A 10,597-nucleotide genomic window follows, 5' to 3' on the forward strand; every position below is an offset into this window, starting at 1 on the left:
TTAACTGCGTCAATGATGATGGTTCAGGAGTGAACTGTAAACAGCCGGCCGGGTTCCAGGGCTGACCCCGACACCGTGAGCGCTGCGGCGGAGAAAGCTAAGTTCCTCCTTTCGCGCGACAATCGCGGGTCCGCCGGGTGTGCGCGCGCACGTTCAGAAACCCGTCGCATGCATAAGGTCCACGCCTCATTTGTGCATTCGGGGCTTGATGACACCTGCGATAACTGAAACGATCGCAGATCGGTTTACTGGATCACGCCCTTTCCCGCACGGAGGCTGGCCGGCGGTACCCTGAGCATGGCGAGACCCGACGACATTTTGGTGCTGCTGGATGATCCGCAGGCGCCCGATGGACCGCCGCCGCGGACATGGAAGATCGCGGTGATCGATGACGATCGCGCTGTCCACGAGGGCACGCGATTCGTCCTGGCCGGCTATTCGCTCAACGGCAGCGGCATCGAGTTGATCTCCGCGAACTCGGCAGCCGAAGGGCGGGAGCTGCTGCGCCGGCATCCCGACGTCGCCGTGGTCCTGCTCGACGTGGTGATGGAAACCGAATCGGCGGGCCTCGATCTCGTCGAGTTCATCCGGCGCGACCTCGGCAACGACCTCGTCCGCATCGTTCTCCGCACCGGCCAGCCGGGACAGGCGCCCGAGCGCAACGTCATCGTCGACTACGACATCAACGACTACAAGGCGAAGACCGAGCTCACCGCCGACAAGTTCTTCACCACCATCACTTCCGCTCTGCGCAGCTATGAGCAGCTGGCGCGCATGGCCGAGACCCGCAGGGGGCTCGAGATCGTGCTGGAAGCGTCGTCACGGTTCGCCGGTCATCGGTCGCTTCAGCATCTCGCGGCCGGCGTGCTGTGCCGGATCGCGGACATCCTTGGCATCGACTGTACGGGTGCCGTCGCGGTGCGCGAGGCCGATGTGGGACCAGCCGACTTCTCGCTGCTGGCGGGCCCCTGCCGCTGCTGTGATGCGCCGTCGGCGCGCGGCGGCGCGCTTTCGCCTGAGGTTCGGGAGCAGATCGCCGCCAGTTTTGCCGCGGGCCGCTCGGTCTATGACCGCCAGGTCGCGACGCTGCTCGTTTCGACCGAGAGCGGTCGCGGCGTCGTCGTCGCGATCGAGACCGACCAGCCCCTCAGCGATACGCATCTGAGCCTGGTGGCGATTCTCTGCGACCGGCTCGGCGCGGCCTTCGACGTCGTTTCGTTGTATGAACAGCTGCAGGCGGCCAACGCACGGCTGGAGCGCCGCGTCGAGGAGCGCACCGGCCAGCTGGAGGCCGCGAACAGGCGGCTCGAGGCCCAGTGGCAGCGCGCCCGGCGGGCAAACGCCTTCCAGAGCGAGGTGCTCGGGACCGTCGCGCATGACTTGAAGAACCCGCTCAGTGTCATCCTCGGGCGCACGGAGATTCTCAACGACCTGCTCGCCGCCGGGCCAGTACCGGTGGAGCAGGCGAGGGCCCAGCTCGGCCATATCCGCGAATCGGCGCGCCGGCTGACCGCGATGTCCGACACGCTGATCGCTGACGCGATGGCCGATGCGCTCGACATCACTGTCCGGCGCGAGCCGGCCGACATGGTGGAGCTCACCGCGGACGTGGTGGAGGCCAACCGGCCGCTCGCCGACCGCAAGCAGCAGGTCGTGGCCTTTTCGGGATCCGGACCGCTGCCGGTGGGCGCCGACCATGACAGGATGCGCGAGGCCGTCGACAACCTCGTCAGCAACGCCATCAAATACTCGCCGGTCGGGGGCCGCATCGACATCGTGGTCGACCGGGCCGACGGACTGGCCAGGGTGCAGGTGATCGACAGCGGGCCGGGATTGCTGCCGGAGGATCGCGCGCGGCTGTTCGGCAGGTTCCAGCGCCTCTCGGCCCGGCCGACGGCGGGAGAGAGCTCGACCGGGCTCGGCCTGTCGATTGCCAAGAAGATCGTCGACCTGCACGGCGGATCGCTGACTGCGGAGGAGGCCCCGGGCGGCCGCGGGACCAATTTCATCCTGACGCTCGCCATCGAGGAGGATGGAAGCCCGTGAGCCAGGGCCAGCATATCGTCGTCGTCGACGACGAGGCCGCGGCGCGGGAAATGGTCGGCGACTACCTGCAGATGCACGGGTTCCGGGTGACGCTCTGCGACGGCGGCGCCAGCCTGAGGGCGGCCATCGGCAAGGAGACGCCGGATCTCGTCGTTCTCGACCTCAACATGCCTGAGGAGGACGGCCTCTCGATTGTTCGCTACCTGAAGCAGGTATGCCCCGTGCCGGTGATCATGCTCACCGCCACGGCGAGCGCGATCGACCGCGTCGTCGGCCTCGAGATGGGCGCCGACGACTACGTCGCCAAGCCCTGCGAACTCAGGGAGCTTCTCGCCCGGATCCGCTCCGTCCTGCGTCGGCTCAAATGGACGGGGCCGAAAACCGCCGAGCGGCGGCTTGCGGCGATCCTGTCGTTCGACATCGTCGGTTTCGCGCGCTTCGTCCAGCAGGACGAACCGGACACCCTGAACGCGCTCGATTCGATCTTTGCCGAGATCATCAACCCGACCCTGGCCCGCCATCACGGAACCTTGTTCAAGATGCTGGGCGACGGTGGTCTGGTCGAATTCGCGAGCGTGGTCGATGCCGTGGAATGGGCGGTGCTGTTCCAGCAAGCCATGGCGGAAAACCCCGTCGGCCAACGGCCGGCCGGCACGATCCGGTTCCGGCTTGGGATCGCGGTGGGCGATATCGTGGTCAACCAGAACGACCGGTTCGGCGAGGGCGTGACGCTGGCCGTTCGTATCCAGGAATGCGGCTTGCCCGGCGGTGTCACGTTGTCCGACTACGCGCACCAGTTCGTGCGCGGCAAGACGGCAGCGCGCTTCCAGGACGGCGGGCTGAAGGACCTGAAAAACATCGCCGTACCCATGCGCCTGTGGCACTGGTCTCCCCAGCACGAGGCGTGACGGGCTGGGCAAGGGCGATCCGGATGGGTGTCACCGAGCACGAAGTCCGCCGGGTTGCGCTGTCCCTGCCGCACTCCGAGGAACGGCAGCACATGGGAAAGCCGGACTTTCGCGTGAGAGGCAAGATCTTCGCCTCGCTGCCCCCGGGCCAGGGCATCGTGGTTCTCAAGCTGGCACCGGATCACCAGACGGTCTTGCTCGAGGCATCACCGGCGCTCGCCACCCCCGCGGCCGGCGCGTGGGGCCGTCAGGGATGGACACGTATTCAGCTTTCCGAACTGGAGGAAACGGGCCTGAGAGGCGTTCTCGGCTCGGCTTGGAGAACCGTCGCCCCCGCTTCGCTCATAAAGGCTCTGCCGCCGGCCTGAGTGGTGCGAGGCCGTCCCTTCGGCGTGGGCCCGAACGAAAACGGAGCCCCCGAGGGCTCCGCACGAACTGTTCTGGTGGTGCCCGGCTGTCAGGCGACGCGGGTCTCCATGCGAAGCGATGCGATATGGAGCGTTTCGTCGTTCCTCAGCCCCATGCGGCGCCGGCGGATGCGGTCTGCGACTTCACTGAAGAGCTGCCGTGCATCTTCCGGCGCAATCCTGTCGCTCTTCATCAGCATGAGAATGATCGGGTCCCTGAAGATCTCGTCGTAGCTCTTCTCGTGCTCGCCCGTCATCACCGCATCTCCTCTGTTCGCGCCAACTCCCGCCTACTCGTTTCGTTGATCGGTGCTCGTTCGCGGCACCACACACACCATACGTGATATGTGTGACCTTGGCGAGACACCCAAGCGCAAATTTCGAGCAGCGCGTCCGGATTGTCGCGAGGGGAGCTGGAGTGCTCCCCCGATCGGGGGCCTCGTAGCATGCGAAGTCCGGCAGTTTGATGAAGGTGAGCCTGGCCGGACCCTCATCCCGCTGCGCGTCCAAAGGCGGAGGCACCAAGGCGGGAGATCCGGATGAGCTGGAACGCCACGCTCTGGACCAACGCAGCCATGAGCGTTCCACTCACACTTGGGCTGGCGCTAGCCTTCGAAGTGCTGCGTCGCAAGTGGCGCCGCAGGGTGCCGGGTCACGAACAAGTAAGCCCACAGGTGAATCCGGACAGCCAGCGTTGCGCATACCGCATCACGCTTCATTCATCGTCAGGCAAAACTTGCCGGGCGGTGCCTAAACGTTGAGCGAATTCGGTCCGCGGCCGGAAACATGGCTACGCGCATTCAGGGGTGAGATCGAGGTGCCCCGTCATGCAGCGTCCCCAGTTTCCCAGCGTGCCCGTACTCCTTGTCGAAGACTCGTCCCCGGTGCGCAGCATGATCCGCAGGATGCTTGCGGATGTCGGCATCGAGACCGTTGTCGAGGCCAACTCGGCCTCCGAGGCGGAACGGGCGCTGCAGCAATTCTCCCCCGGCCTGATCATCCTCGACTGGTACCTCCCGCATGGAACCTGCGAGGATCTGCTCGACCTCGTGCGGGATCCTGAGCGCAGCGCCGCGCCGAATGTCCCGGTCATCGTGATGTCGGCGCGTCCGACCCTGCCCGTCGTCGTCCGCGCGCAGGACATGCAGGTGAGGCTGTTCCTGCGCAAGCCCTTCGGCCCGCGCAAGCTGTGGGAGCGCATCTGCGCCGCAATCGAGCCGGTCGGGTATGTCGAGGAGACCAGCCGCGGTCCTCGCAAACGCACCAGTTCGCGCAAGCTCGACAGCTGACGTCAGATCCGCACGGCTTCCGCGATCACGCCCTTCGGCAGAGACAGCGACCGTACCCGGGCGCAGAAGCCGTCGAGCCTCTCGGCCACGGACGAAACCGTATAGAGCGCCGTCACCCGCTGCATGGCGGCCTGGGACATCCGCTCGCGCCCGGCCGGATCGGCGATCAGCCTGTCCAGCGTATGCGCAAGGCTGGACACGGATACCTCGGCCAGGTAGCGCGCACAGTCTCCGCTGATCTCCCGCAGCCCACCCGTGCCCGAGGACACGAGGGCCGCGCCGCCGGCGTGCGCCTCGAGCGCCGTGCGGCCGAACGGCTCGATCCATCGCGACGGGACAACGGCGATGGACGCCCGCTCATTCAGTTCCCTGATCTCTGAAAAGGGCCGGTCGAAGCGGACGCTTGCGCGATTCCCGAGCGGCTTCAGCGCAGCGACGATACGGGCAGTCTCGCCGGGCGACGCAGCCCCCTCGGACACTACGAAGGTGGCCTTCCAGTCCGGGCGGGCAAGAAGCACGGCGGCGACGGCGTAGGCAGCCTCCGTAAGCCCTTTCTCGGGCGCCGCGCGCCCGATGCAGACGATCTCCAGGGCACGCTGCTGGCGCGGACGCCAGCCGGAGGGGTCGAAACCGTTCGGCACGACGGCCGTGGGGATGCCGATGTCGGGCCAGTGCGCGGCGAAGCGCTCCGCCGCCACCTCACTGACGAAAGTGATTCCGGCGAGGTCCCGCAACTGCCGCGCTTTCCTCCTGCGGTCGAGGTCGCCCACCAGGCCTTTCCGGCGCTGCCCCTTGGGCATATTGTGGGTTTGCGCGATGACCGGCACGCCGGGCAGCAGGCGGGCCAGCCAGGCTGCGGTGGGAATGTGCTGCTGCACGACGACAACGTCCGGCTGCAGGCGCCGCAGCCGTGCAACCAGTTCGAGAACGCGCCAGGCTGATGCCCTGCCGGCGGCGGGGCTGAGCCGGACGAGGGTTGGCGCGGGCAGCGGATCCGCGCCGGCCTCGGCCAGCACCACCGTTTCGCCTGCGAAGCGGCTGGCACAGCTGAGTTCGCTGACGCAGAGATCGATGGAGGTGGCGCACGCGCGATCAAACCGCATGTTGCGCGGAAGGACGTGAGCAATCTTCACGGCACGGCTCCAAATGAACGTGAGAAAATGGCGTCAAGCACAACTGATGGTTGAACAAACAGGCTATCTGACCGGGCGTTTGGTCAGTCCGCCTCCACGAGCTCGGGGATCGGCCTTCCGCCGCCTGCGCCGGCAAACTGCAGCGCGAACAGCCGGGCATAGCGGCCGGCCCGCGCCATGAGCTCGGCGTGCGTGCCGCTCTCGATCAACCGGCCCTCATGAATCACGTGGATCAGGTCGGCATCGGCGACTGTCGCGAGCCGGTGGGCGATGACGAGCGTCGTGCGCCCGCGGCTGAGGCGGCGCAGGGCGGCCTGAACGGCCGCATCGGCTTCCCCGTCGAGAGACGACGTGGGCTCATCCAGCAGCAGGATCGGCGCATCCTTGAGGAAGGCCCGTGCCAGAGCCACGCGCTGCCGCTGCCCACCCGAAAGACGGCCGCCATGCTCGCCGACCTGCGTGTCATAGCCCTGGGGAAGTTTCTGGATGAAGTCGTGCGCTGAAGCTGCACGCGCCGCTGCGAAGACCTCCTCCTCGCAAGCCTGTGGCCGCCCACGCAGGATGTTCTCCCGCACGGATCCGGTGAAGAGGAACACGTCCTGGCTCACCAGAGTGACGGATTCGTAGAGCGACCCCAGGGTGACGCTCCTGAGATCCTGCCCGTCGATCTCGACGGCGCCGGAGTCAGGCTCCCAGAAGCGCAGCGTCAGGTTGAAAACGGTGCTCTTTCCTCCGCCCGACAGGCCAACCAGCGCGGTGCGCCGGCCGGCCGGCACGAGCAGGTCGAGATTCTGCAGCGTCGGCCGATGCGGGGTGTAGCTGAAGCAGACATCCCGGAAGCGGATCTCTCCCCCGGTGACCGCAAGCAGCTTCGCACCCGGCGCGTCGACGATTGCCGGGCTGCGGTCGAGGAGGTCGTACATCATGCGCACGCCCGTGGCGGCGGTCGCCAGCGTGAGATGCAGCCGGGCGAGGCGGCGGATAGGGTCGGTCGCCAGCAGGAGCGCCGTGATGAAGGAGAAGAACTGGCCGGGCGTCGCGTCGTAGTAGATGACCCGCCAGCCCCCGTAGAGCACGATGGAGGCAACCGCGATCCCGCCCAGCATGTCGATCAGCGGGTTGGCAGCCGCCTGCAGCCGTACCATGCGGTTCGACAACTGCTCGACGCTGCGGACCGCCCGGTCGAGGCGGTCCAGCATGGCTTCCTCGAGCCGGAAGGAGCGGATGAGGCGGAACGCGTTGGACGTTTCCTGCACCACCGCCACGACGTCCGCTGCCGACGCCACCTCCCGCCCGAACAGCTTGCGCACCTGCTTCAGCAGGCGCCCGAGGCCGACGAACACCAGCGGCGAGCCGATGAAGGCGATGACCGTCAGCAGCGGGTCCTGGATCAGCATCACGCCCATGAGCCCCGCCACGGTGAGCGCGTCGCGGCCGAGGCTGGTGACGATCAGGTTGAGGGCCGAGCTGACGGCCTGGGCATTGAAGGTGAGCTGCGTGACGAGTTCGGCCGAACCGCGCGACTGGAAGAAGCCGGGCTCAAGCCGCAGCATGTGGGCGAAAAGACGCCGCTGCGTGGAGGCGACCAGCCGGTTGCCGACATGTGACAGCGTGATCTCCTGGCCGTAGGCGGCCAGTCCCTTCGCTACGAACAGGGCGACGATCAGGCCCGAGATCCAGGCCATGGCAACGGCGTCGCGATCGATGAAGACGCGGTTGACCAGGTCCTTCATCACCCACGCGCTGGCGCCGGTGGTGCCTGCCACGACAGCCATGAGCGCCACGGCGACTGCGTAGTGTCGCCAGACCTCCGGAAACGTGTCGGTGGCGAGGCGTCGCAGGATCGTGAGATCTGCCGGAAGCCGGCGGGACACGACCCGGAGCATGGCCCGGGCAGACGGCAATGTGTTCGTCCTGAAATCAAATCACCGGCGAACCGGCGGCAATAGCCAGACCGTAGCGCGTACGCCGGGGCTTGGCTAGCGCGGGCCGGCCGCAGCGTTGACGAAACGTCGAGGCCGGCCGGAGATTTGCCGGAGAGATCTATCCCGGCTAATTCCGCATATGCCGGGCCAGCGCCTCGATCCGCGGCAGGACGGTCGCGGCCGCGCCGGGATGATCCAGCGTCTGCGCCCAAGCCAGACGGAAGCAGGCCAGCCAGCCCTCGATTTCGTCATCGCCGATGGGTGCGTGCAGGTGGCGTGCCCGCAGCATCGGCGGCCCGTGCCGCTGGACGAACAAAGGCGGCCCTCCGAGCCATCCTGAGAAATGCGGTGTCCAAACGGCGATGTCTTTGTGAACGCGCCTCCAGGATTGTACTCAGTCATTATTCGACTCCGCTATGCTCTATAACGATTCTTGAAATGAAGTCTTTGCGAAAAAACAATCGCAAGGCAATTGAGTCGCAATTCAGTTCGCGCCCGTTGGACAAGATGCTGGTCAACCCTAGCATTCTGACGATCCTGGCTTTTCTGGTAAATTCCTCATCAAGTGGATAGGTCCATTCGAGGCTCAATACCTTTATTCTTCTCTCAAATAGTGCCACAGTTACTTTGAGCATAGTGTCAGGACGCCCTAATCCAGACGGCCACTGCAGTGATATAGATTTTGGTTTTGGTTTTGACGTAGCCATCACTTCAGATAACGCATCCCGACCAAATGAAGACGAACTCAGATTTTGAATAGCAGACTCTTCTCGTGCAGCTATGTAATCGCAGACAGCATGCATATCATAATCTTCAAAGGATTTAGCCTGCCGAGGAAAAAAAATGAGAGGGACGACAAGTAGAAAAAGGATCGAAATTTTCGAGTTGAAATTGTGAATAGGTGCCATATCTGCACAAGCGCCTCGGATTAGAAGTATTATGTCCAACATGTTCTCACATGCTCTTGTATGCGTCCTCATAGTTCGCATCAATAGAATCGAAGTGAACAAGCATTGTGAGACAGCAACAGCCGCAGCAGGTTCTCGCTGAGTTCGCTCACTTCGATGCTCCTCGGCGCCGACAATCAGGCGTCCGATTCCTAGCGAAACACAGACACGAGTTCATTCACAGGTCATAAAAGTTGAATCTGAAGGTACTCGAACAGCTTCTGGCGGCTGCCGGAAAGATCCTGCGGGTGAATGGCCCAGCATTCAGCCGCCTCGGGCAGCGTGTCCATTAGCGTGTAACAGCGCTGAGTGAAAGCCTGGATCGCTTCTTCCCCGCCCAGAACCTCGTAGAGCGTGGCGGCCCCGCGCCCATCCGTCCCGTCGCTCATCGGCTCAATCCACCTGTACTGAGCGTCCGGATCGGTCCCCCAGAGCCGCCTGTCAAGCCCGGCAGGGCCGGGCGGGGATGCGCGGCGCGCAGCCCGCGGGCCGTAAACGCGTCCAAGTTCACCGGCAGTTAACCAAGATGAGGGTGAATGGAGTGGCAACCCTGTCGGACGGACCTTCCACCAGGGCGTGTCGCAGACATGGACGAACGGGTTCGATCGGCGCCGCACGGCGCAGCGACCCCGACGGCCGGCCAAACCGTTGCCGAGAGCGTACCCGATGAGTGTTGCCAGCCACCCAACCCCCATCCGCCTGCGAAAGCGCAGGGCCTCGGTGCTCCCCCCGCTGCTGGTGCTTGCGGCGGCGGCTGGTGCCGCCCTGTGGATGGCGCGCTCGGGGCATGACGGCCCGGACGACCCGGCCAGCGCGGTTGTGTTGGTCGGGCAGGGCTCCGCGGCAGGTCTCCAGACGTCCGCCGACCCCGCCATGCAATCGAGGGCGCCTGCGACCGGCGCAGGCGTGCCGACCCTTCCGCTCTACGGTTCTCTCGCCGCGCTCGACCGCGCGCTGTCCGGCGGGTACGCACCGCGCCTGCTGTCGCTGAGCGCGCCGAGGCCTGCCGGACTGCATCAGGACCCGGTGATCGCCAACGCTCCCGGTCCGCTGCCCGGCCCCAACTACACGCTCCCTGCGCAGGAGCCGATCGACGCGGCGCTGGCCGCCGAGGCAGCCCGGCCCGACGAGCCCGCCACGATCGTCGCCGCCCTGCCGCAGCAGCAGGCGGCCGCCCTCGACGGCGAAGCCGGAGAAGACGCCGCGATCGCGGCAGCCTCCGCCGGATCCGTTGCCGCCCCGTTGCCGCCGCCCCGGCCTGCATGGCTCGCCGCCCCCGCCGAGCCCGCGCCGTCCGCCCAGGCGGCCATCGCCCCGCAAAGTGCACAGCCGGCGCGCCGGGCCAGGCTCGCCCAGCCGGCGGCTCCGGTCGTCGCGACGGACAATCGCAGTTTCCTGCAGAAGCTGTTCGGCGGCGGTGCCACGCAGGGCGACGCTCTCGCCTACGCCGCGCCGCAGGACGACGCGGCGCCACGGGCCGGCGTGCCGCGCCTGCTTTCGTCCCCGGGCGGGGAGGGGGCCGACGCGATGACGGCGGTCTACGACATCGCCGCGCGCACCGTGTACATGCCCAACGGCGACAAGCTCGAGGCGCATTCCGGGCTCGGCGAGCACCTCGACGATCCCCGCGCGGTGCATGTGCGGATGAAGGGGCCCACGCCCCCCCATCTCTACGAGCTGCGGGAGCGCGAGGCGCTGTTCCATGGCGTGCGCGCCATCCGCCTCAACCCTGTCGGCGGCAGCGGCGCGATCCACGGCCGGGCCGGGCTGCTGGCGCACACCTTCATGCTGGGCCCGCGCGGAGACAGCAATGGCTGCGTCTCTTTCCGCGACTATGAGCGTTTCCTTCAGGCCTATCTGCGCGGCGAGGTGAAGCGGCTGCTGGTGGTCGCCGGACGCGGGTGAGGTGAGGGGACGCGCGCTGCCCGCGCGCCCCCATCGC

Annotated in this window: 9 protein-coding genes and 1 pseudogene; 5 read left to right on the plus strand and 5 right to left on the minus strand. The window is 66.3% G+C overall.

The genetic code is table 11. The features are described from left to right. Positions 1 to 297: 297 nt before the first annotated feature. The 3 genes from AC5JCN_RS25125 to AC5JCN_RS25135 are packed head-to-tail and all read left to right on the plus strand — an operon-like array spanning position 298 to position 3,322. A complete protein-coding gene (locus tag AC5JCN_RS25125; RefSeq protein ID WP_495757881.1) occupies positions 298 to 2,046 on the plus strand; it encodes a sensor histidine kinase in 1,749 nt (582 codons plus the stop codon). Further along, positions 2,043 to 2,954 carry a response regulator gene (locus tag AC5JCN_RS25130; RefSeq protein WP_495757882.1) on the plus strand — a complete coding sequence of 304 codons (912 nt, stop codon included), beginning with the start codon at positions 2,043 to 2,045 and terminating at the stop codon, positions 2,952 to 2,954. Before AC5JCN_RS25125 ends, AC5JCN_RS25130 begins: the two co-directional genes overlap by 4 nt. 23 nt (positions 2,955 to 2,977) lie before the next feature. After that, positions 2,978 to 3,322 (plus strand): MmcQ/YjbR family DNA-binding protein, encoded by a 345-nt coding sequence (locus AC5JCN_RS25135; RefSeq protein WP_495757883.1) that lies wholly within the window; start codon positions 2,978 to 2,980, stop codon positions 3,320 to 3,322. Between the two features lie 89 nt (positions 3,323 to 3,411). On the opposite strand, the gene AC5JCN_RS25140 is transcribed toward AC5JCN_RS25135, so the two are convergent. Continuing rightward, a complete protein-coding gene (locus AC5JCN_RS25140) occupies positions 3,412 to 3,618 on the minus strand; it encodes a hypothetical protein (protein WP_495757884.1) in 207 nt (68 codons plus the stop codon). Between the two features lie 570 nt (positions 3,619 to 4,188). On the opposite strand from AC5JCN_RS25140, the gene AC5JCN_RS25145 reads away from it, so the two are divergent. Beyond that, positions 4,189 to 4,650 carry a response regulator gene (locus AC5JCN_RS25145; protein WP_495757885.1) on the plus strand — a complete coding sequence of 154 codons (462 nt, stop codon included), beginning with the start codon at positions 4,189 to 4,191 and terminating at the stop codon, positions 4,648 to 4,650. 2 nt (positions 4,651 to 4,652) lie between these two features. On the opposite strand, the gene AC5JCN_RS25150 is transcribed toward AC5JCN_RS25145, so the two are convergent. From AC5JCN_RS25150 to AC5JCN_RS25165, 4 genes and pseudogenes are all read right to left on the minus strand, one after another. Then, the gene (locus AC5JCN_RS25150; protein ID WP_495757886.1) at positions 4,653 to 5,783 is read right to left on the minus strand and encodes a glycosyltransferase family 4 protein; all 1,131 of its coding nucleotides are present in this window, start codon (positions 5,781 to 5,783) and stop codon (positions 4,653 to 4,655) included. An 83-nt stretch (positions 5,784 to 5,866) separates the two neighbouring features. Next, positions 5,867 to 7,687, minus strand: a complete 1,821-nt coding sequence (locus AC5JCN_RS25155) for an ABC transporter ATP-binding protein (protein WP_495757887.1) — start codon at positions 7,685 to 7,687, stop codon at positions 5,867 to 5,869. 148 nt (positions 7,688 to 7,835) lie between these two features. Further along, positions 7,836 to 8,072, minus strand: a complete 237-nt coding sequence (locus AC5JCN_RS25160; protein WP_495757944.1) for a globin domain-containing protein — start codon at positions 8,070 to 8,072, stop codon at positions 7,836 to 7,838. A gap of 786 nt (positions 8,073 to 8,858) precedes the next feature. Continuing rightward, positions 8,859 to 9,044: pseudogene (locus AC5JCN_RS25165) on the minus strand (globin domain-containing protein); the annotation flags it as partial. Between the two features lie 331 nt (positions 9,045 to 9,375). Here AC5JCN_RS25165 and AC5JCN_RS25170 point away from each other — a divergent pair. After that, positions 9,376 to 10,560: a DUF2778 domain-containing protein gene (locus tag AC5JCN_RS25170; RefSeq protein WP_495757888.1), complete on the plus strand. Its 1,185-nt coding sequence runs from the start codon at positions 9,376 to 9,378 to the stop codon at positions 10,558 to 10,560. The last annotated feature ends 37 nt before the right edge of the window (positions 10,561 to 10,597 follow it).

This window comes from Alsobacter sp., assembly GCF_059501845.1.

Bases quoted from the DNA above. Each gene is read 5' to 3' on its own strand.
- AC5JCN_RS25125 (WP_495757881.1), top strand. From the start codon at position 298: ATGGCGAGACCCGACGACATTTTGGTGCTGCTGGATGATCCGCAGGCG.
- AC5JCN_RS25135 (WP_495757883.1), top strand. From the start codon at position 2,978: ATGGGTGTCACCGAGCACGAAGTCCGCCGGGTTGCGCTGTCCCTGCCG.
- AC5JCN_RS25140 (WP_495757884.1), bottom strand. From the start codon at position 3,618: ATGACGGGCGAGCACGAGAAGAGCTACGACGAGATCTTCAGGGACCCG.
- AC5JCN_RS25145 (WP_495757885.1), top strand. From the start codon at position 4,189: ATGCAGCGTCCCCAGTTTCCCAGCGTGCCCGTACTCCTTGTCGAAGAC.